Annotated in this window: 20 protein-coding genes; 10 read left to right on the top strand and 10 right to left on the bottom strand. The window is 61.0% G+C overall.

Going from position 1 to position 19,912, the window contains the following annotated elements; all coding sequences use genetic code 11:
* Nucleotides 1–218: Rieske 2Fe-2S domain-containing protein (locus HUJ17_RS04930; RefSeq protein ID WP_290509625.1), on the bottom strand; the 218-nt coding region annotated here is incomplete at its 3' end.
* 104 nt (nucleotides 219–322) lie between these two features.
* Nucleotides 323–1,327: an adenosine kinase gene (locus HUJ17_RS04935; protein ID WP_290509626.1), complete on the bottom strand. Its 1,005-nt coding sequence runs from the start codon at nucleotides 1,325–1,327 to the stop codon at nucleotides 323–325.
* Between the two features lie 254 nt (nucleotides 1,328–1,581).
* Here HUJ17_RS04935 and mrcB point away from each other — a divergent pair, with 254 nt between their 5' ends.
* The 3 genes from mrcB to ybaK all read left to right on the top strand — a co-directional run bounded on the left by mrcB (nucleotide 1,582) and on the right by ybaK (nucleotide 4,833).
* Nucleotides 1,582–3,819, top strand: a complete 2,238-nt coding sequence (gene mrcB, locus HUJ17_RS04940) for a penicillin-binding protein 1B (RefSeq protein WP_290509627.1) — start codon at nucleotides 1,582–1,584, stop codon at nucleotides 3,817–3,819.
* Nucleotides 3,820–3,937: 118 nt separating this feature from the next.
* Nucleotides 3,938–4,369 carry a tetratricopeptide repeat protein gene (locus HUJ17_RS04945; RefSeq protein ID WP_290509628.1) on the top strand — a complete coding sequence of 144 codons (432 nt, stop codon included), beginning with the start codon at nucleotides 3,938–3,940 and terminating at the stop codon, nucleotides 4,367–4,369.
* A complete protein-coding gene (gene ybaK, locus HUJ17_RS04950) occupies nucleotides 4,366–4,833 on the top strand; it encodes a Cys-tRNA(Pro) deacylase (protein ID WP_290509629.1) in 468 nt (155 codons plus the stop codon). Before HUJ17_RS04945 ends, ybaK begins: the two co-directional genes overlap by 4 nt.
* 193 nt (nucleotides 4,834–5,026) lie before the next feature.
* Here ybaK and hemL read toward each other — a convergent pair whose 3' ends face one another.
* The 6 genes from hemL to hemJ all read right to left on the bottom strand — a co-directional run bounded on the left by hemL (nucleotide 5,027) and on the right by hemJ (nucleotide 11,819).
* Nucleotides 5,027–6,307: a glutamate-1-semialdehyde 2,1-aminomutase gene (gene hemL / locus HUJ17_RS04955; RefSeq protein ID WP_290509630.1), complete on the bottom strand. Its 1,281-nt coding sequence runs from the start codon at nucleotides 6,305–6,307 to the stop codon at nucleotides 5,027–5,029.
* Nucleotides 6,308–6,517: 210 nt separating this feature from the next.
* Complete coding sequence (locus HUJ17_RS04960; RefSeq protein WP_290509631.1) at nucleotides 6,518–6,967, bottom strand: DUF6174 domain-containing protein; 450 nt, start codon at nucleotides 6,965–6,967, stop codon at nucleotides 6,518–6,520.
* On the bottom strand, nucleotides 6,961–9,753 hold the full coding sequence (locus tag HUJ17_RS04965) for a M12 family metallo-peptidase (RefSeq protein ID WP_290509632.1): 2,793 nt from the start codon (nucleotides 9,751–9,753) through the stop codon (nucleotides 6,961–6,963). The genes HUJ17_RS04960 and HUJ17_RS04965 overlap by 7 nt, the downstream gene beginning before the upstream one ends.
* Nucleotides 9,754–9,916: 163 nt before the next feature.
* A complete protein-coding gene (gene thiE, locus HUJ17_RS04970) occupies nucleotides 9,917–10,549 on the bottom strand; it encodes a thiamine phosphate synthase (protein ID WP_290509633.1) in 633 nt (210 codons plus the stop codon).
* Nucleotides 10,546–11,304 (bottom strand): hydroxymethylpyrimidine/phosphomethylpyrimidine kinase, encoded by a 759-nt coding sequence (locus HUJ17_RS04975; RefSeq protein WP_290509634.1) that lies wholly within the window; start codon nucleotides 11,302–11,304, stop codon nucleotides 10,546–10,548. The genes thiE and HUJ17_RS04975 overlap by 4 nt, the downstream gene beginning before the upstream one ends.
* A gap of 71 nt (nucleotides 11,305–11,375) precedes the next feature.
* Nucleotides 11,376–11,819, bottom strand: a complete 444-nt coding sequence (gene hemJ / locus HUJ17_RS04980) for a protoporphyrinogen oxidase HemJ (RefSeq protein ID WP_290509645.1) — start codon at nucleotides 11,817–11,819, stop codon at nucleotides 11,376–11,378.
* Between the two features lie 115 nt (nucleotides 11,820–11,934).
* Between hemJ and HUJ17_RS04985 the strand changes: the two genes are divergently transcribed.
* The 6 genes from HUJ17_RS04985 to HUJ17_RS05010 all read left to right on the top strand — a co-directional run bounded on the left by HUJ17_RS04985 (nucleotide 11,935) and on the right by HUJ17_RS05010 (nucleotide 16,810).
* Nucleotides 11,935–13,353, top strand: coding sequence for a chloride channel protein (locus tag HUJ17_RS04985; RefSeq protein ID WP_290509635.1), 1,419 nt, complete (start codon nucleotides 11,935–11,937; stop codon nucleotides 13,351–13,353).
* An 81-nt stretch (nucleotides 13,354–13,434) separates the two neighbouring features.
* Nucleotides 13,435–14,484 (top strand): N-acetyl-gamma-glutamyl-phosphate reductase, encoded by a 1,050-nt coding sequence (gene argC / locus HUJ17_RS04990; RefSeq protein WP_290509636.1) that lies wholly within the window; start codon nucleotides 13,435–13,437, stop codon nucleotides 14,482–14,484.
* Between the two features lies 1 nt (nucleotide 14,485).
* On the top strand, nucleotides 14,486–15,211 hold the full coding sequence (locus HUJ17_RS04995) for a DUF6776 family protein (RefSeq protein ID WP_290509637.1): 726 nt from the start codon (nucleotides 14,486–14,488) through the stop codon (nucleotides 15,209–15,211).
* 9 nt (nucleotides 15,212–15,220) lie between these two features.
* Nucleotides 15,221–15,685 carry a polymer-forming cytoskeletal protein gene (locus tag HUJ17_RS05000; RefSeq protein WP_290509638.1) on the top strand — a complete coding sequence of 155 codons (465 nt, stop codon included), beginning with the start codon at nucleotides 15,221–15,223 and terminating at the stop codon, nucleotides 15,683–15,685.
* A 91-nt stretch (nucleotides 15,686–15,776) separates the two neighbouring features.
* Nucleotides 15,777–16,115, top strand: a complete 339-nt coding sequence (gene erpA, locus HUJ17_RS05005) for an iron-sulfur cluster insertion protein ErpA (RefSeq protein WP_062817040.1) — start codon at nucleotides 15,777–15,779, stop codon at nucleotides 16,113–16,115.
* A gap of 215 nt (nucleotides 16,116–16,330) precedes the next feature.
* Nucleotides 16,331–16,810: a phosphatase PAP2 family protein gene (locus HUJ17_RS05010; RefSeq protein WP_290509639.1), complete on the top strand. Its 480-nt coding sequence runs from the start codon at nucleotides 16,331–16,333 to the stop codon at nucleotides 16,808–16,810.
* 126 nt (nucleotides 16,811–16,936) lie between these two features.
* Here HUJ17_RS05010 and HUJ17_RS05015 read toward each other — a convergent pair whose 3' ends face one another.
* The gene (locus tag HUJ17_RS05015; protein ID WP_290509640.1) at nucleotides 16,937–18,037 is read right to left on the bottom strand and encodes an anhydro-N-acetylmuramic acid kinase; all 1,101 of its coding nucleotides are present in this window, start codon (nucleotides 18,035–18,037) and stop codon (nucleotides 16,937–16,939) included.
* Nucleotides 18,027–19,343, bottom strand: coding sequence for a peptidoglycan DD-metalloendopeptidase family protein (locus tag HUJ17_RS05020; RefSeq protein ID WP_290509641.1), 1,317 nt, complete (start codon nucleotides 19,341–19,343; stop codon nucleotides 18,027–18,029). Before HUJ17_RS05020 ends, HUJ17_RS05015 begins: the two co-directional genes overlap by 11 nt.
* Nucleotides 19,344–19,520: 177 nt before the next feature.
* Between HUJ17_RS05020 and tyrS the strand changes: the two genes are divergently transcribed.
* Nucleotides 19,521–19,912: tyrosine--tRNA ligase (gene tyrS, locus HUJ17_RS05025; RefSeq protein ID WP_290509642.1), on the top strand; the 392-nt coding region annotated here is incomplete at its 3' end.

The raw sequence follows: 19,912 nt of genomic DNA on the forward strand, positions 1-19,912 counted from the left end.
TCGAACAGGGCGCCGTGGTTGGCGCACATGAGAAACTGGTTGTCGCCATCCATGAACTGGTCCGGCATGAAGTTCAGTTCGATGCCCAGGTGCGGGCACCAGTTGATGTAAGCGTGCATCTGGCCATCAAATTTGACCACGATGACGGGCTGGCCGTCTTTCTGAAATTCCCGCGCGCTCTCGTGTTCGATGTCGTTCACATTGCAGATGTGTTCCATGGCTTACCTGTATGCAGTTTATCGGGCGGAGTGTGGGGTATCCCCGCCGTTTTGGACAAGGCAGAGACGGCTTGCGGCCATCTCTGCCCCTCAAACCGTGGCGGTTAGTCGCCTAGAACGGTCTGGCGTATTTCCTGATGCGCATCCGCTGAAAGACGTGGGCCGAATTCGGTTACCAACCGGGCGGCGGCGGTAGAGGCCAGTGCACCGGCAGCGGCAAAGTCGTGCCCGTGGGTGATGGCGTACAGGAAGGCACCGGCAAACATGTCACCGGCGCCGTTGCTGTCGATGGCCTTCACTGGTACCGGAGCAATGCGATGGGTCTGCTCGCCATCCCATACCAGCGCGCCTTTGGCGCCGAGGGTGATTACGGCGGAACGGCATACGGTCTTGAGCTTTTCCAGCGCCGCTTCCGGGCTGTCGGTATCGGTATAACTGGTGGCTTCGGCATCGTTGCAGAACAGCAGATCCACGCCGTCGCCCAGCATCTCGGACAGGCCGTCCTTGAAGAACTGCACCATGGCCGGGTCGGAAAAGGTCAGTGAGGTTTTCACGCCATGCTTCTCGGCCAGCTGACGCAGTTTGATGGCCGCTGCCCGGGAGCTGTCACCGCTGACCAGATAGCCTTCCAGGTACACGTAGTGGCTGGCGGCGATAGCGGCTTCATCCAGCTCCGCTTCAGAAACCTGACTGGAAATACCCAGATAGGTGTTCATGGTGCGTTCCGCATCCGGTGTCAGCATGACCAGGCATTTGCCGGAAATACCGGTGTCACGGCTGCCGTTCATGTTGGTGTCTACGCCGGCGGCGGTCAGATCGTTGACAAAGATGTCGCCGGTAGTGTCATCGGCTACCTTGCAGGCGTAGTAGCTGTTGCCACCGAAGTAGCGGGTGGCGACCACGGTGTTGCAGGCAGAGCCGCCGCTGGTCTGTTTATGAGGCTCGGCCTCGTCGGCCAGGGCTGCAATCAGTTCCGCCTGGCGGGCTTCGTCCACCAGGGTCATCAGGCCCTTGCCCACATCCATGCGCTCAAGGAAGGCGTCACTGACCTCGATTTCTGTATCCACCAGCGCGTTACCGAGGGCATAAACGTCGTATTTTTTCGTCATGGAGGCTCCGTATTTCCGGTTCTGGGCAAGCAAGGGGAGCTATTATGGGCGCCCCGGGTCAGGTTGCAAAATTTACTCAAATTCAGGTGAAGGGAACGGATACGTCCAGAGAGACTCATAAAACACTCACACTTTTCTCTATACTCCGTGCCATGGCGAAAAAAGCGAAAAAGTCCCCCGCGCGATCGCGGCGGCAACCAAATCGGAAAAAACGCAGCAGCGGACAACAACGTCGCTGGTTCAGCTGGTCTTTTGTGGGTAAGGCAGCGTTGGTGTGCCTGGTGCTGGGGGCGGCAGGCCTGGCCTACCTGGATGCGCTGGTACGTGAGCGGTTTGATGCCCATGTCTGGCAATTGCCGGCACGGGTTTATGCGCGACCGGTAGAGCTTTATGAAGGCCGCGTGCTGTCCCGCGAAGACATGCTCAAGTTGCTGGACCTGATGCGCTACCGGCGCGACTCCCGGGCGGCTACCCCTGGCAGCTATGCGGTGCAGGGCAACAGCCTGCTGCTGCATACCCGTGGTTTCAACGACAGTGATGGGGGCGAAAAGGCGGAGCGGATCCGCTTGAGCCTGTCTGGTGGCCAGATTCGGTCGCTGGAGGCCGGCGGTGATCGGCTGGCACGTCTGGAGCCGTTGCAGATCGGCAGTATTCATCCCCAGCATGCAGAAGACCGTGTGCTGGTGCCGCTGGACAAGGTGCCGCCATTGCTGGTGGAGATGCTGATTGCCACCGAGGACCAGGCCTTCTACGACCACCATGGCATTTCCCTGCGTGGGCTCGCCCGGGCCATGCTGGCCAACATCAAGGCTGGGCGCCTGGTACAGGGTGGCAGCACCCTGACTCAGCAGCTGGTGAAAAACTTCTGGCTCACCTCCGAGCGCACCTTGTCACGCAAGCTGCTGGAAATGCCCATGGCCATGTTGCTGGAACTGCACTACAGCAAGGAGCAGATTCTTGAGGCATACCTCAACGAGGTATACCTGGGGCAGGACGGAGCCAGGGCCATTCATGGCATGGGGCTGGGCGCCCAGTTCCTGTTCGGGCGCCCTCTGGAAGAACTGGAACCCCATCATCTGGCCACTCTGGTGGCGTTGCTCAAAGGGCCCAGCTGGTATGACCCGCGCCGTCACCCGGAGCGCTCGCTGGAGCGTCGTAACACGGTATTGAAGGTGGCGCTGAATGAGGGGGCTCTGTCGAAAGCGGATTACGATAAATACAGTAATCGCTCTCTGGAAGTGGTGCCGCGTGGTGCCTCCGCGCTTTATGCATTCCCTGCCTTTATTGATCTGGTAAGGCGACAGCTGGCTCGGGATTACCCCCCGGAGGTGCTCAGCGATGAGGGTCTACGTATTCACTCCACCCTGGATGTGCTGGCCCAGCTCGCTGCGGAAGGGGCCCTGCGCGATCATCTGGACCGCCGCGATCCTGACGAAAGCAAAAAACTGAATGGTGCCGTGGTCGTGGTCGCGCCCGCCCAGGGCGATGTGCTGGCGCTGGTCAGCAATCGAAGCTCCAGGGAGGCAGGTTTCAATCGGGCCCTGGATGCCCAGCGCCCGATCGGCTCGCTGGCCAAGCCGGCGGTGGTGCTGTCGGCGGTGAGTCAGCCCAAGCAATGGTCCCTGGCTACCCTGGTGGAAGACGGGCCCGTGGAAGTGACGCTTCCCAATGGCGCCACCTGGTCGCCGCAGAACTTCGACAACCAGTCCCGTGGTGCCATGCCGGTGGTGGATGTGCTGACCTATTCGCGCAATCAGGGCACCGCTCGCCTGGGGCTGGATGTGGGGCTGGACAAGGTGGCCGGCACAATGAATACCCTGGGTGTGACCCGCAATATTCCTCTTTACCCCAGTATTCTGCTGGGCAGCCTGGAATTGACCCCGTTCGAGGTGGCAATGATGTATCAGCCTCTTTCAACGGGCGGTTTCAGCACTCGCCTGCGCTCTATTACCGATGTGCTCGACAAGGAAGCCAAGCCGCTGGCCCGTTACCCGGTTAATACCGACGAGGTGGTGGATGCCGGCCCGGCTTTCCTGACCCAGTGGGCCATGCAGCAAGTGGTCGAGAAAGGTACCGGCCGTGCCGCGCGGGCGTCATTGCCGCAGGATCTGAAGGTGGCAGGCAAGACGGGCACCAGTAATGATTTCCGGGACGCCTGGTTTGCCGGTTTCTCCGCCAACCATCTGGCGGTAGTCTGGGTGGGTCGTGATGATAATCGTAATGCCGGTATTACCGGTTCCAGTGGTGCCTTGCCGGTGTGGGCCCAGCTGATGGGTAAGCTGCCCCAGCGCAGCCTGTCGCAGACGCCGCCTGCCGGGGTGGAATGGGTATGGATGAACCCGGATGGCAAGCGCGTCAGTGCCGAGGGCTGTGGGGATGCCCGTCGCTACCCGATGCTGGAAGCCTCGATTCCCCAGGACAGCGACGGCTGTGGCTCGGTAAAAGAAGCCGGCAAAGGCATCAAGGGCTGGTTCAAGGGGCTGTTTGACTAGGGTCAGATCAAATTTCACCACAGTGCTCAGCGAGGCGTGATCTGCAGCGATAATGGACTTGCCGGAGCACTGTTCAAGGGTAGTAAGGATGTTGATTATTCAAAGGCTTGTTCAGCTGATGTTGATCAGTATGGTGCTGGCGGGTTGTGCGGTCCGTCCTCCGGTGGAGGAACCGGCAGAGCCGATGACCGCCAGTCAGGAACTGGAAGGCTCGCCGGCACTGGGTCTGTTGAGCCGGGCCGAACAGGCCCGTCAGCAGGGCCAGACATCGGCTGCAGAGCGTTATCTGGAGCGTGCCCTGAATATCGCCCCGGATTCCTCCTGGTTGTACAAGGAGCTGGCGGGCTTGCGGCTTTCCGAGGGTGATCCTCGCGGTGCGGAAGGCTTCGCCCTGAAGGCGCTGCGCTTGGCGCCGGACCACGATGATTACCGGGCTGGCTTGTGGGATCTGGTGGCCACTGCCCGCGATCGCCAGGGTGACAAATCCGGCGCCCGTCAGGCCCGCAGCAAGGCGGCGGCGTTGCGCAATCCCAAGGCCAGGCCGGTATGACACCGGCGGTGCAGGCTGCGAAAAAGGCCGGCGTTTCCTTTCAATTGCACAGTTATGACCATGACCCCAAGGCGCAAAGTTACGGGCTGGAAGCGGCGGACGCCTTGCAGCTGCCCCCGCAAACCGTCTTCAAGACGCTGCTGGCACTGGTGGATGAACAGCCGGTGGTGGCCATGGTGCCGGTGGCTCATCAACTGGATCTGAAATGTCTGGCTCGCGCCCACGGCGGCAAGAAGGCAGCCATGTGTCCGGCGGATAAGGCGCAGCGCCTGACAGGTTATGTACTCGGTGGTATCAGTCCGCTGGGGCAGAAAAAACGGCTACCGCTGTATCTGGATCACAGTGCGCAATCTCACAATCCCATCTACATGAGCGCCGGTCGGCGCGGGCTGGAAATCGCCATGGCGCCGGGGGATTTGCTGGGGCTGACTGGTGGAAAGATGGTGACGCTGGTTCGCGACTGACCAATCCTTCCGTAGGAGCGTCGCTCGCGGCGCGATAACCCAACATTTAAAAAGACGGTATCACCACAGAGTGCACAGAGACACAGAGAAATGCGTTCTTTTTCTCGGTGAACTCTGTGCCCTCTGTGGTGAAAATGCTTTTGATCCTGGTCTGTTATCGCGCCGCGAGCGACGCTCCTACGGATAGGTTTGGTTACACCTTTGCAAACGCTTTGCGCGCCGCCGCAATGGTGGCGTCGATATCCTCGTCGCTGTGCGCTGCTGACACGAAACCGGCTTCAAAGGCGCTGGGGGCCAGGTACACACCCTGGTCCAGCATGGCGTGGAAGAAACGGTTGAAGCGTTCGCTGTCGCAGGCCATCACTTCTGCAAAACTGCTGATGCGGCTCTGGTCGGTGAAGAACAGCCCGAACATGGCTCCAGCTTGTGCGGTGGTGAAGGCCACACCTTCCGCGTGGGCTGCTTCGGTCAGGCCGTCCAGCAGGCGGGTGGTTTTTTCTGTCAGGGCCTGGTGGAAGCCGGGTTCGCTGAGCAGGTTCAGGGTGGTCAACCCTGCCGCCATGGCCACCGGGTTACCGGACAGGGTACCGGCCTGGTAGACCGGGCCCAGCGGTGCCAGGTGTTCCATGATGGCTCTCTTGCCGCCGAAGGCCCCTACCGGCATGCCGCCGCCGATGATCTTGCCAAGGGTGGTCATGTCCGGGGTTACGTCGTAGAGCGCCTGGGCGCCGCCAAGGGCTACCCGGAAGCCGGTCATTACCTCGTCGAAGATCAGCACGGAGCCATGGTCGTCACAGTGCTGGCGCAGGGCCTGCAGGAACGCCTTGGTGGGGGGCACGCAGTTCATGTTGCCGGCCACCGGTTCGACGATGACGGCGGCAATCTGGTCGCCGTATTCCTGGAAGGCGGTCTCCACGCTGGCAGCATCGTTGTAGTCCAGCACCAGGGTGTCACCGGTAACGGCGGCGGGGACGCCCGGTGAGCCGGGGATGCCCATGGCGCCGGAACCGGCCTTCACCAGCAGGCTGTCCACATGCCCGTGGTAGCACCCTTCGAATTTGATGATCTTGTCGCGGCCGGTATAGCCCCGGGCCAGGCGGATAGCGCTCATGGTGGCTTCGGTGCCGGAGTTGACCATGCGCACCATGTCCATGGAGGGCACCAGTTCGCAGACCTTGTCCGCCATGGCCACTTCGGTGGCGGTTGGGGCGCCGAAGCTGAGGCCGTTCTGCACCGCTGCCTGCACGGCAGCAATCACCTGGGGATGGTTGTGGCCGAGGATCATCGGGCCCCAAGAGCCCACGTAGTCGATGTAGCGATTGTCATCTTCATCGTGCAGGTAGGCGCCACTGGCAGAGTGGAAAAACACCGGTGTGCCGCCCACGCCCTTGAAGGCACGCACGGGAGAGTTAACACCGCCGGGAATATGTTTCTGGGCCTGGCGGAAAAGCTGTTCGGAGTGCTTGCGGCTCATGGTGTGTCCTCTTGCTGTAGCTGTCGGCGATGCCGGGCATCGCAGGCCGCGCGGGCGGCGGGTGCGCGCTGGAGCGCACACGGGAAATTACGGTTGATGGTGTCGCTGGAGCATGAAGGCGCCATGACACGGGCGAGCCAGTGGCCCGCCACGGGAAAGTGGCGGCATTATGAGGGGTGAGTGGCGGCTTGGCCAGTGAGGCTGGGGAGGTTAGCGCTTTATCGCTGTCGGGGTCAGGTCCTCGATCCAGTACTGTTGCTCGTCATCGGCCATGCGCGGATCGAAATCCAGACGAATATGGCGGGGGTAACCCCATTGAGGGTGGTAGTCCACGTCCACCTGATGCCAGCCCTTGCGTTGTTTTTCCTCAATCAGGGCGAACCAGGCCTCCACCGGGCGTGCCAGGGGGGCCAGCTCCTGGTCGTCCGGGGCTTCCAGCCGGGCCTGCTGGCCGTTGACCAGGATGCTGGCGGGCTGCAGGGCCTTGGGCCCGCAGTAGCATTGCTGGCGGGCCTGGTAGCGGTACTGCTCGAGACCCTGATCGGCCCAGCGTTGTCGTGCTTCGGCGAGGGGGTTGGTTGCGCCGCCCTGATTACCCGCCTGGCAGGCGGGCAACAGGGAGACAAGCAGCACGCTCAGCAGCAGGCGCGGGCTCAGCATGAGTGGGTGTCTCTGCGACGCAGCAACAGCAGGGCCAGCAGGCCAGTAACAAAACCGGCGCTGCCGCCAGCACTGCCGAAGCTGCCGGGTGCATTGTTACCGGAGGAATCGTCATCGCCGGTCGGGGTGCTTTCGTCGTTCATGGAGACAGCGACTGCAGCGGAAGGGGTGGAACTGCCGGCACTGTTGAGGCTGCTAACACGGTAGCGATAGTGGTTGCCCACTGTGACCCGGCTGTCGGTGTAGCGGGTGCTGTTGGCATTCAGTTCGGCGATGGCCTGCCAGGCCAGCCAGGTGTCACCGTCCAGACGCTGGCGTTCGATACGAAAACCGAATTCGTTATCGGCATTATCCTGCCATTGCAGTATCACGGCGGTGTTCTGGCGTTGGGCCTGCAGATTGCCGGGTGTTGCCGGTGCGCGCTCGAAAAGCTGCTCCACCCTGTTGCTGAGCGGAGAAACGCCCACGGCATTGAAGGCCTGCACCTGGTAACGGTAGCGCGTGCCAGCCATGACAGTGCTGTCATCATGGCGGGTCTGGTTGCTGCCCAGCTCGGCGAGACTCTGCCATTCACTCCAGGTTTCCCCGTTGAATTGTTGGCGCAGGATCCGCAAGCCGGTTTCATTGTCGGCATTGTCCTGCCAGATCAGGCGAATGGCGTCTTGCAGCAGGCGGCTGGTCAGATTGGAAGGTGCCTCTGGCCGCGAACCAAACTGGATTTCCGCCAGGTTTGACGGGGCTGAACTAAGGGAGGCGTTATGGGCAATGACCCGATATTGATAGCGTTCCCCGAGCACGGCGGTGCTGTCCAGATATTGCTCGCTGTCGGTGGCCAGACCCTCGGCCAGACTTGCCCACGCTGTCCAGCTGCCATTGTTGTTCCGGCGGCGCTGTATTTCATAGCGTTGCTCATTGTCTGCTTGGTCGTTCCAGGTCAACTGGATGCCGCCTTGCGCCATGGCTGCTGCCAGGTTGGCGGGGGTGGCCGGGGTGCCTTCGATGATGATGCTGACGGTGTTGGAGCTGTCGCCAGTGATGTCGCTGCCTTCGGCAATCACCCGGTATTGATAGCTGATGTCAGTGGCGACGCCGGTGTCGATATGGCTGTTGCTGTCCGCGGACAGGCTTGCCAGTGCTTTCCAGCCGCTGAGGTCGCTGTAGCGCTCGACCCGGTAGCCGGTTTCGGTGAAGGCCCGGTCGGTCCAGGTCAGGGTCACTTGCGGTGGTTCCTGCTGGGCCTGCGCCTGCAGGTCGTCGGGCTGGCTGGAGACGATGTTATAGGACAAGGGCGTTGTCAGCTGGTCGTTGCCGGGAAGGATGTCTTTCACTTCGCTGCCGTTGACAGCGGCCGTCTGTGTCAGCAGTGCCTGCGCCGGGGTGGTGCTGGTGATGGTCAGTGTCAGGCTGGCAGGAGCGAATGGCGGGGTCAGCGAACAGCTATAGCTACGCTGGTCGGTGGCGATGGCGCAGTCCCCTTCCGGCAGGGTCAGTTGGTCGATCCGGGCGTTGCTCAGATTTCCCTGCAACTGGATCAGGTCCGGTGCCCGTGAGGCTTGCTGATAGTCCACGTTATAGGTCAGCGTCAGGGTTGTGCCGGTGCTGTTATCAAAGGTGTCCGGATTACCGCCGTCGGCGCTCAGCCCTGCATCCACCGGATAGTTGAAGCAGGCATCGTGGTTGCCGAGGCTGTCGATCTTGGCGGTCATCTGGTTCACCGAACAGCTGGAAAAGCCGGTGGCGCTGCCGTCGGCCCAACTGGACATGATGTAGCCGTTGCCGCAGTAACGCTCCGGGTTGTCGATCTGGTCGGATTCCACATTGTCGTGGTTGGCGCCGAAGTTGTGGCCGATCTCATGGGCCATGACCACGGCAGTGAGCGGAATGTTGACGTATTCCTGGGTGACACCGGTAGCATAGCCATTGGTATTGCAGAGGGTCCCCACATAGGCGAGGCCCACGGTGGAGCCATCGAATTCACGACCGGAGAGCAGTTCCATCAGTGGGCTGGCCGTGCTGGTGTCGGCGAAGGTAAAGCCGTGGTACTTCTCACGCAGATCTACCAGTAGTTCATTGGCGCTTGTGGATGCCAACAACAGTTCTTCGCTGGGAAATTCCACGTGCAGGTTGTCGAATACCATGTTCAGGTCGTTGCGGTAGAAGCCGTCGATGATGTTGAGCAGTTCCACCACCTTGTCTTGATAGGTATCAGGGTGCTTCTGCTGAAAAAGGTGGTCGACGATCAGGTATTTCTCCGGCAACAGGCAGACTCCGTCCACCTGATCTGTGCACATCTCTTCCAGGGTGGCCGCGGCAATGTGGTACTCGCCTGAACGAGCGCTGGCGCCTTCCCGGGTTGGCAGTTCCAGGGAGCTGTGGGTGCCATTGCCTACGCCGCAGGTTCCGGGCGCTTGCAGGCTTTGCAGGGAACGGGCAACGGGGAGGTTGTTGTGCTGGCTAAACGCGGTGCTGTCGACAATGTGCATTTCGCCGTTCAGTGACACCACTCCGGACCAGTCATCTCCGAGCTGGGAGAGCCGTACCCAGCTTCCCGGAACCTGCTCCAGGGCGCCGCTGTAGTGATTGCCCTGAAGGAGTTTCCTGTCCGCCTCGGACATGCCGATTCGGGCGCTGCTGGGTTCCAGTACCGCCCGGTAACGACTGCCATCAATAAACAGTTCGGTACTGGCTTGAGGATCTGTAGCGGCCGCATGACTACCCGGGAAAAGCAGGGCAGCCAGCAGCAGGCCGTGCCAGGATGCCAGTGGCCGACGGAAGCGCATTGCCATGGGTGGTTCTCCCCCTTACTGGGTTTTTCGTATTTTTGGTGTAGTTATTTCGATGTAGACGTTGCGGGGGATTTTGCGTACCTGCGGGCCGGTATGTTGTGCGGCGTATCCCATTCTTCATTATCTGAACGGGCGTGCAGGGTTGTTCGAGATTCAGGCAGCGCTAAAACAGAGCACTTAGCTGCTTCGCAGCCTGTTTTACCTGGGCGGGTGCTGGATCGGAGAAAAGGGCGTGGATTACGGCCAGGGCGTTGGCGCCCTGCTCCAGTAACTGGCCGCCATTGTCGGGATCAATGCCGCCGATGGCGACCAGCGGAATCGTCAGTCGCTGACTTGCCCGGTCGAGGATGGCCGGATCAGCGGGCGGGGCCTGTGGTTTGGTGCGAGAGGGGAAGAAGCGCCCGAAGGCCACGTAGTCGGCGCCGGCCGCGGCCGCCTGCTCGGCCAGTGTCAGATCGCTATGACAGGTAACGCCAATGATCTTGCCCGGGCCCAGCAAGCGTCGGGCGCGGGCGATGCCGCCGTCGCTCTGACCGATGTGGACGCCGTCGGCATCAATCTCTGCGGCCAGGGCCGGATCATCGTTGACCAGAAAGAGGGCGCCATGGTGTCGGCACAGGGCTTGCAGCTGGGCGGCGCGCTGGCGCCGTTGCTCCGGGGTGGCGGTCTTGTCCCGGTATTGAAGAAGACGGGCGCCACCCTGCAGGGCCGCCTCTGCGGCTGGCAGTAATTGCCGGTCGGGGATCAGGGTCGGATCTGTGATGGCGTACAAGCCGTGGATGCGGGGGTGCTTCATCGCCGGTCGGGTACGTGCTGGCCCTGGCCCGGGCGGAAGGCGTTACGCAGGAAGCGATCCACATGGGCCTGGCCGTCTGCCACCGCATTGGCCAGGGATTCCCCGTGGCCGCGCAGGCAGGCGATGGACGATGCCAGGGTGCAACCGGAGCCATGATAGCTGTGTGGCAGCCGCTCCCAGTTCCACTGTTGTTCACCGTCGGTGCTGAACAGATGGTTGGTGACCTGGTCGGTGTCGTCGTGGGTGCCGGTGACCAGCGCGGCGCTGCCGGTGCGTTTAACCAGCTCGCTGCCGCAGTCAGACACGGTTTGGCGACCAGTAAGTGCCTGGGCTTCGGGCAGGTTGGGGGTCATCACGTCGCAGTGGGGCGCCAGTTTTTCCAGCATGGCATCCGCCAGGGATTCGCTGGTCAGACTGCCGCCGGCTTCGGCGGCCAGCACCGGGTCGAGCACCACGGGCACGCCGGGCAGTTGCGGCAACAGATCGGCGATAAAGTCGATGATGGCTACGGAGCCGGTCATGCCGATCTTTACTGCCTGAAAGTCGTAGTCCTCCAGTAGAGCGGTGGCCTGCTGGCGTAGCAGCTCCACGTCGGTAAGGCGAAAACCACGAACGTTCTGGCTGTTCTGCACGGTGAGCCCGGTGATCAGGGTGGAAGCAAAGCCGCCCAGGGCGCGAATGGCTTCAATGTCCGCATGGATACCGGCACCCCCGGAAGGGTCATGGCCAGCGATGACGAGAATATTGGGTTTCATAAAAAATGCCTGACGCGGCACGCCTGACGTGCGGGCGACCTTTTCGTCCGGCGTCAGGCGTTAAGCGTTTTTCAGAATGGTCGCACTACCGCCAATATAACAATGGCCACCAGCAGAAACACGGGGATCTCGTTGAAGATCCGGTAAAACTTGTCACTTTTGGTATTGGCGTCGGCGGCGAATTTTTTCAGGTAGGCCAGGCAGACGTGGTGATAGCCGATCAGCAGGAACACCAGGGTCAATTTGGCGTGCATCCAGCCGAAGCCTTTGTAGGCGTCCCAGTTGGCCATCAGCATCCACAGGCCCAGCAGCACGGTGACGATCATGCTGGGGTTCATGATGCCCCGATACAGTTTACGCTCCATTACCTTGAAACGTTCCCGGCTGGCCGTGTCTTCCGCCATGGCGTGATAAACGAACAGTCGCGGCAGGTAAAAGATGGCGGCAAACCAGCAGATCACGGCGATCAGGTGGAACGCTTTGATCCAGAGCAGGTGGTCCAGGGCGAACTGCATCATGATGTGGCAAATCTCCGGGGTCGTGTGAGTGGAGGGATCGGAAGTCAGGGCGTAGACTATACCGACTTCCTGCCATTGTTTCGTCAACCTGCACTGATTGCCAAGGAGTCCCGTGAATAAGCGGCCACGTCACCGTCGTCTGATGCGTTACTACCTGTTTCGCACCCGCCGCGTGAGTCGTCGTCAGCTGGGGTCCTGGGAGGACTGGAAGCTGCGCGCGGTGTTCTGGATCGGCGCGGTGCTGGTGGGGCTGTTGGTGGTGGCGTTCGCCTGGGTGGCGGAGTTGGCGTCGCACACCTTCATTCAGATACACGAGCAATCGCCGCTGTTGCCGGTGCTGATCACGCCGCTGGGTATGCTGATCATTGTCTGGCTGATGCGGCAGCTGGGCACCGAGTCCCAGGGCAGTGGTATTCCACAGGTTCTGGTAGTTCTCAAGCAGCGTTACCACTGGCTGCGGCCCACCTTCCTTTCTCTGCGAGTCATCTTTGGCAAGTTCATCCTGACCTGCTTGGGGTTGCTGTGCGGTGCCAGTATTGGCCGTGAGGGACCCAGTGTGCATATGGGTGCGGCGATGATGTATTCGGTTGGCCGTCTGGGGCGTCTGAATCAGAAATATGTGGATAATTCCCTGATCGTGGCCGGTGGGGCTGCCGGGGTGTCTGCGGCCTTCAATGCGCCGCTGGCCGGGATTGTCTTCGCCATTGAAGAGCTGTCTGGCTCCTTCGAGCAGCGCACCAGCGGGACCCTGATACTGGCGATTATCCTGTCCGGGGTGGTGGTGCTGATGATCATGGGCCACTACAGTTTTTTCGGTCACCCGGAGGGGGCTCTGGATATTACCCGGGACTGGGCGGCCATTGGTGTCACTGGTCTGGTGTGTGGTCTGTTCGGCGGCTTGTTCAGCCGCCTGCTGATCAAGGGTAGCCAGTTTCTTTCCCCCTACGCCAGGGCGCACCCCTATCGAGTGGTGCTGATGTGCGCCCTGGTGCTGGTGTTGCTGGGGTTGCTGACCGGTGGCGCTACCTATGGCAGTGGCTACGAGCAGGCGAGCACCCTGCTGGACGGGGAGCACCCGGGGAACTGGAGCTTTGCCCTGGCCAAGATGTCCGCGACCCTGGTGTCATACTTCACCGGCATTCCCGGTGGGCTATTCTCACCAAGTCTGGCGGCGGGGGCCGGGTTCGGTAATGTGATTGGTGGCTTCTTTCCGGAGTCCTCGCTGGTGGGGATTACCCTGGTGGCTATGGCTGCCTTTCTGGCAGGTGTTATTCAGCGCCCCATTACCTCTTTCGTGATTGTCATGGAGTTGACCGGTAACCGGCACGACATCCTGCTGCCGCTGATGGCCGGGGCTTTTCTGGCAACGGCGGTGGCCAAGATCGTCTGGGCTCGCCCGCTTTACGATTCCCTTGCCGAGCGGTTGTCGGACGGGCGAGGCATGGCGTTGGAAAAGCCCCGGGAAAAAGCTGAGGACGGGGGCGCGGAACGCGCCGCCGGGAAGGAATCCGAACGGCAATTACCCGGATAAGTTGCCGGTCTCGGGTGGCGCCCCTATCATGCGGGGTTCTTTGTTAAATGCAGTTCCCTGGTTAGCAGGGTGGAGAATGATATGGCAGAGCCCCTCAAGGTTGGCGTAGTTGGTGGCACCGGATACACCGGGGTGGAATTGTTACGCCTGCTGGTCAACCACCCTCACGTGGCTCTGGATGTGATTACCTCCCGGGGAGAGGCCGGTACCGCTGTGGCGGACCTGTTTCCTTCCTTGCGTGGGCGTACCGATCTGGTGTTCAGCGAGCCGGACGTGAAACGGCTGGCCGCCTGTGACGTGGTGTTTTTCGCCACTCCCCATAATGTGGCCATGCGCATGATGCCCGAGCTGATGGATGCTGGCGTGCGGGTGGTGGATCTGTCTGCGGATTTTCGGCTCCGTGACCATGCGCTGTGGAGCGACTGGTACGGCGAACCCCATGCCTGCCCGGAGTTGCTGGCGGACGCGGTATATGGCCTGCCGGAAGTGAACCGGGAAAAGTTGCGTGATGCACGGCTGGTGGCCTGTGCCGGCTGTTATCCCACTGCCATTCAGCTGGGTTACCTGCCGTTGCTGGAAAACGGCTGGGTCAAGCCGGACCAACTGATTGCCAACGCGGCCAGTGGCGCCAGTGGTGGCGGCAAGGGCGCCAAGGTACCCATGCTGCTGGCTGAAGCCGGCGAGAGCTACAAGGCCTATGGCGCCAGCGGCCATCGTCACCTGCCGGAAATTGAGCAGGGTTTGGCGGATATCGCCGGTGGGCCGGTAAAGGCCACCTTTGTGCCGCATCTGATTCCCATGATCCGCGGTATTCACGCTACCCTCTACGGCCAACTCACCGATCAGTCGCCGTCCCTGGAGGAGATCCAGGCGGCCTATGAAGCCCGCTATGCCAACGAGCCCTTTGTGGACGTCATGCCCCTTGGCTCTCACCCGGAGACACGTTTTGTGAAGGGTGCCAATACCTGCCGGATTGCCCTGCACCAACCACGGGGCGAGAACGTAATTGTGGTACTGTCGGTGATCGATAACCTGGTCAAGGGTGCCTCCGGGCAGGCGGTGCAGGCGATGAATATCATGTTCGGGCTGGACGAAGGGGCGGGACTGGCAGTCGTTCCGTTGATGCCCTGATATGGCACGCAAACCGAAAAGCCGGGCGGGCATTGATGATGTGATGCTGATGCCGGTGAGCCCGTCCCGGCAGAAAAAGCGCCGTCGGCTTTGGATCGTGAGCTTGCTGATACTCGCCGTGGTGTTGTTTGCCGGCGGCTTCTGGACCGGCAGCAGTGGCGCCCTGGATACGTCTGCGGCCAACCAGCGCCTGCGTAGCGACCTGAAGACCGCCAAGCGAGAGCTGGAAGCGGCTCGTAATGAGCTTGCCCTATATCGCACGGATACCGAAGTGACCCGGGAGGCCCGGGAGACCCTGCGCCAGGAGATCAAGTCCCTGCGCGATCAGGCCGCTGAGCTGGAAGAGGCGGTGGTATTCTACAAGAGCGTGATGGCGCCCGGTGCCAGCGAGGGGCTGCAGATTGAAAAGATGGTGCTGCAGCCTGAGGATAAAAGCGGCTATTACCGTTACCGTTTGGTACTGGTGCAGGCAGGGGATAACCGCAATTATCTGTCCGGGGACATCAGTCTGACCCTGCGTGGCAGCCGCGATGGGGAGTCCTTTTCCCTGAATGGAACCGACTGGCTGGAAGATGGCAGTGAGACGCGCTTCCGGTTTCGTTACTTCCAGGAGCTGAATGGCCGCTTTCAGGTGCCGGAAGGGGTGGAGCTGGAAGCCATAGATGTAGAAGCTGAGAGCGGCGGCAGAAACCGTTACCAGACACAAAAAACCGTAAAATGGCAGTAGGAGAGACCCGTGCTTGGCCGAGACAAGAAATCTGCAACAGGCAGTACATCCGGTTCGTCCCAGGATTACCGTAACCACACCCTGATTGCGCCCAGCGCCACGGTCCGTGGCGATATCGAATTCACCGGGGGGCTGCATGTTCAGGGCACCGTGGAGGGCAATATCAATGTGGGGAAGGATGGTGGTCGCCTGATCATCGGTGAAAGCGGGGTGGTCAAGGGGGAGATTCAGGTGCCTCAGGTCATCATCAATGGCCGGGTGGAAGGGGATGTGCACGCCACCGAGAACCTGGAGTTGGCCGAAAAGGCCTCCGTGGAAGGTAATGTCTATTACCTGATGATCGAGATGGTTATGGGGGCGCGGGTCAATGGCAAGCTGGTCCGTCTGGATGACGAGCGCCGCAACCTGCCGGCACCGGATGCCACCGGCAAGAACGCCGGCAAGGCTTCCGGCAAGGAAGCGGTGGCCGAATAATTCTTGACTGTTTTAGTCGGGTACTGGAACATAATCAGCCCGTTGGCCTTTCCGGCCACGGGCCAATTCGTCACCCGTTGCTAGCGAGAGTATGACCGAAAACGCCCCGATCTCATTCACCGATGCCGCCGCCGCCAAGGTCAAGGAACTGCGTGACGACGAAGGCAATCCGCAACTCAAACTGCGCGTGTATATCACGGGTGGTGGCTGTGCCGGGTTTTCCTATGGCTTCACCTTTGATGAAGCAGTCAACGATGACGATACTATCGTTGAGAAGGATGGAGTCACGCTGCTGGTGGATGCCATGAGCATCCAGTACCTGGACGGTTCCCAGGTAGATTACGAAAAGGGCCTGATGGGTTCGCGCTTTGTGGTCAGCAACCCCAACGCGGCGACTACCTGTGGTTGCGGTTCTTCCTTTTCAGTGTAAATCAGTAGTCAGCCAACCTTCTTCGTCATGCAGGCGTGACGCCTCACAAAGCTCTCACCTTTCAGTGGGAAGCTATGCTTGTATGGCGAAAGCCATTGTTTGTCACAAAACCTTCACTGTTTGATCAACTTTTCGTCGTTTTTGCGGGCCACACTGTCCCCATGATGACGACAAAACCTACATTTCAACGAATGACTGCCGCGGATACCCGGGCCATGTGCTGGTTGCTTCAACAGCCCCAGGCTGCCCGTCGTGCCCGTATGGCCCGTATGGTGTCGCGGCTCGGTGATGGCCCCTTCTATGTGGCCCTGACGCTGCTGATCTGGTGGATGGATCGCCAGGGGGGCAGTGAGTTCGCACTGACCGCCATGGCGGCTTATGCTCTGGAGGTGCCGCTGTTCGTGCTGCTCAAGCACCTGATCAAGCGACCACGGCCGGCGGATGCCCTGGAAAGCCTGTCCGCCTTTATCCAGCCGGCGGACCGTTTCAGCTTTCCCTCCGGCCACACCGCGGCAGCTTTTGTCATGGCATCCCTGCTCTGCGTGTTTTACCCGGCGGTGATGTTGCTGGCCCTGGGCCTGGCGGTATTGGTGGGGTTGTCCCGGGTGCTGCTGGGTGTGCACTACCCCAGCGATATCCTCGCCGGCGCCACCCTGGGCGTCAGCTGTGCCACTCTGGGTCTCTGGCTGGTTTAGGCCGCTCTCCCCTCGACGATCCCCTTCCTCCATGGCCGTGCGGCCATACATCTTTTCTGTCCTATCCGTAGAGAGCGCCGTTCCTGCAGTAGTATAGCGAGGTTATGAGAGGCTGTTGTTGGCGTTTCAGGGCAAGGTAACTTGGCCCAGAATGGCTTCCCGCGAAGCCCCGGTAACTGCCGGTGCGTTGCCATTCTTTTCCTCCAGCCGTGCCCACGCCAGCCAGGCGAAGGCGGCGGCTTCCACCCAATCAGGGTGCAGGCCTTCGTTTTCCGTGCTGGTAACCGGGACGCCCAGATGATGCTGCAGCCGTGCCAGCAAGTGTCGATTATGAGCGCCGCCGCCGCAGACCAGCAGTTGCTGCGGGGCGAAATCCGTCAGAGCGTCACTGATGCTGCGGGCCGTCAGCTCGGCCAGGGTGGCCTGAACCTGTTGTGGGTCATTGTGGCCACGAAGGTGCTGTGCCAGCCAGTCCGCATGGAAGAGCTCGCGACCGGTACTCTTGGGGGGCGGCAGACGGAAGTAGGGATCATCCAGCAGCTTTGCCAGCAGCGTCGGGTCCGGCTCGCCGCCAGCGGCCCAGTCACCGTTGCGATCGAACGGTTGCTGGCGGTGCTGCTGGATCCAGTGATCCATCAGTACATTGCCCGGGCCGCTATCGAAACCGCCCAACAGGGTGTTGCCGTCCAGAAGGGTCACGTTGGCCATGCCGCCGATGTTGGCAATGGCGCGGCGCTGGCCCGGGCGGGCAAACAGTTGTTTGTGGAAAGGCGGGACCAGGGGTGCCCCCTGGCCGCCCAGCGCCATGTCCTTATTGCGGAAGTTGCTCACCACGCAGATCCCGGTTTCCACCGCCAGGGTATCCGGGCAGCCCAGCTGCAGGCTGAAGCCACTTTTGCCAGGCCGGTGGCGTACGGTCTGGCCGTGGCAGCCAATGGCGCGTATCTGCTCGGGCTTCAGGCCGGTTTGTTTCAGCAAGGTCTGGCAGGCCTGTGCATAGCATAAAGAGAGTTGGCGGCTGACGGCGCCGGCCCGATCGATCTCATTGTCGCCGGGCTGGCACAGGTCCAGCACTGCCTGCTGCAGGTCCGCGGGCAGGGGCAGGTTGAGCGTGGATTGAAGGGAAAATTCGCCGCTGCCAATCCGGACCAGCACCGCGTCGATGCCGTCCACGCTGGTGCCGGTCATCAGGCCAATCAGGAAATCGCCAGGGGTGTCAGAGGACATCGCTGCTTGCCAGGGTTGAGGCCTCGGCGAACAGGGTCATCTGGGCCTTGAGGCGATTGGCGGCAATCAGGAATTCCGAACGCTCATTGTCGTTGATGCCTCGCGCCTTGGGCAGGGGCACGGTGAGCGGATTGCGGTGAGAGCCGTTAATGCGGAATTCGTAGTGGAGGTGCGGCCCGGTGGCGAGGCCGGAGGCGCCCACATAGCCAATGGTCTGGCTCTGTTTGACCCGTTTGCCGACGCGGATGCCCTTGGCGAAACTGCGCATGTGGGCGTAGAGCGTGGTGTAGATCTGGCCGTGTTTGAGAATGATGACATTGCCGTAGCCGCCTTTGACGCCGGCGAAGATCACCTTGCCATCGCCGGCGGCCTTGATAGGAGTGCCGGACGGGGCGGCATAGTCGATGCCCTTGTGGGCGCGAATTCGATTGAGCACCGGGTGTTTGCGGCTCAGGTTGAAGCGCGAACTGATGCGGGAGAAGGCTACCGGGGTGCGGATGAACTCCTTGCGCATGGAGTCTCCCTTGATATCCAGGTATTCCACATCACCGGAGCGGGTTTCGTAGCGAAAGGCGGTCAGGTGGCGGTCCTGATTCCAGAACTCGGCCATCAGGATGTCGCCCTCGCCCACTTTCTCGCCGTCCAGGTAGAGCTCTTCATAGATAATGCGGAAACGGTCGCCGCGGCGGATATCAAGTACGAAGTCCACGTCCCAGGCGAACAGGTTGGCCAGCTGCATGGTGAGCTTGTCGCTGATGCCCGCCGCAGCGCCGGCCAGGAACAGGGAGTCGGTGATGTCGGCTTCCGCGAAGCGTGTCTGTTTCTGGTATTCACGCTGGCTAAGGCGGGTTTCCCAGCCTCCGCCCCTCAGTCGTGCGGTGAGGGTTTCCACCTTTGAGGGGTGGTATTGCACCTGGGTCAGCCTGTCGTCTTCCACAATGACGTTCAGGGTTTCGCCGGGGCGGATCTTGGTCAGCCGTTTGAGCTTGTCATCGCTGTTGATTAAGGCAAATACCTGGCCTGCGCCCACTCCCAATGGCTGTAATAGCGACGACAGGCTGTCACCGGATTCTACGGTGATGGTTTGCCACTGAGGGGTGTCCGGGGCTTGCGGTTGCGGCTCGGGTTTGCGCGCTGGCTTGGCGGGCAGGTTGATGGTTTTGGCCTGTTGGCGGGGCTGTTCCGTGGGGCTGTCTGGACGAAGAGCGATAAGGATGACGCCGCCCAGCAGGACCATGCTCAGCAGTAAATGGGTGCGAGGGAACTGGCGCACCAGTCTGCCAGCAGAGGATAGGAGTGCTTTCATGGAGAATGTGTGGGACCTGGTTGGGTAAAAGCCGGTCGTGCCTGGTAGGCACAAGTGAAAAACTGACCTGCAAAGATACCTGCCTTCTCTGGCCGCGTTCAAGTGCTACAATGGCCCGCTTTCCCGCAGGGGTGATTCCCTCGCATAAATGGTACCCCCGACAGTATAGAGGTAGGCATGGCCACGGTGGACGAACAACTGGCGCTCATTTCCCGCGGTGCGGATGAAATCATCCAGGAAGACGAATTGCGGGAAAAGCTGGCCTCTGGCCGGCCCCTTAGGATCAAGGCAGGCTTTGATCCCACTGCTCCGGATCTGCATCTGGGGCATACGGTGCTGATCAACAAGATGCGTCAGTTTCAGGAGTTGGGCCATCAGGTGATTTTCCTGATTGGCGACTTCACCGGCATGATTGGTGACCCCACCGGCAAGAGTGCGACCCGGCCACCGCTGACCCGTGAAGATGTGCTGCGCAATGCGGAAACTTATAAAGAGCAGGTGTTCAAGGTCCTTGATCCGGCGAAAACCCGGGTGGTATTCAACTCCGAATGGATGAATGAGGTCGGGGC

It is taken from the genome of Alcanivorax sp. (genome assembly GCF_014762765.1).
In the GTDB taxonomy this organism is placed as follows: domain Bacteria; phylum Pseudomonadota; class Gammaproteobacteria; order Pseudomonadales; family Alcanivoracaceae; genus Alcanivorax.